Origin of the sequence: Acinetobacter sp. SM34 (genome assembly GCF_022012365.1) — a bacterium.
GTDB lineage: Bacteria > Pseudomonadota > Gammaproteobacteria > Pseudomonadales > Moraxellaceae > Acinetobacter.
In genome coordinates this window covers 1-849 of sequence record NZ_JAKLTP010000037.1, presented here as the reverse complement: position 1 = coordinate 849, position 849 = coordinate 1, and the positions used below count along the sequence as shown (strand labels likewise).

The following is an 849-nucleotide window of genomic DNA, read 5'->3' as shown; positions in this document are numbered from 1 at the left end:
CAGCCCAATATATTCTAAAAATCCGTTGCCCGGCTGCATCCGGCATCGTTGCCGCCATCAGCGGCTGCCTTGCCCAGAACGGCTGCTATATCAGTGAAATGGCACAGTATGATGACGAGACCACCGGCTATTTCTTTACCCGTATTGTCTTTCGTTTCAATGACGCCAGTGGCGATATTGATAGCCTGAAAGCCAGCTTTGCCGAAGTCGAACAGCAGTTCGCAATGCAGGCCACCTTCTATGACTGCAATGCACCGATGAAAGTCATGATCCTGGTCAGCAAATTTGATCACTGTTTCCTCAACCTGCTGTATCGCCATCATAAAGGCGAACTGGATTTCCAGATTACGGCAGTGGTGTCCAACCATCTGGATTTGCGTCCGATTGCAGAACGTGAAGGCCTGCGCTTTATCTATCTGCCGGTGACCAAAGACAGCAAAGCACAGCAGGAACAGGAACTGCTGAAAATTGTGGATGAAACCGGTACCGAACTGGTGATTCTGGCGCGCTATATGCAGATCCTGTCAGATAACCTGTGCCGCCAGCTGGCAGGACGCGCCATCAATATTCACCATTCGTTCCTGCCCGGCTTTAAAGGGGCCAAGCCTTATCATCAGGCCTTTGAACGCGGCGTCAAACTGATCGGGGCCACGGCACATTTTGTCACCGGTGATCTGGACGAAGGTCCGATTATCGAGCAGGAAGTGCAGCGGGTCGACCATGCCTATTTGCCGGATGACCTGGTGTCGGTGGGGCGTGATACCGAAACAGTTGCGCTGTCCAAAGCGGTGAAATACTTTGTTGAACACCGCGTATTCCTTAATGATGACCGTACGGTGGTATTTAAAT

Annotated in this window: 1 protein-coding gene; it reads left to right on the top strand. The window is 51.5% G+C overall.

Going from position 1 to position 849, the window contains the following annotated elements; translation table 11 throughout:
• The coding region (gene purU / locus LZZ98_RS15445) for a formyltetrahydrofolate deformylase (protein ID WP_237788597.1) at nucleotides 1–849 on the top strand (849 nt) is incomplete at both ends.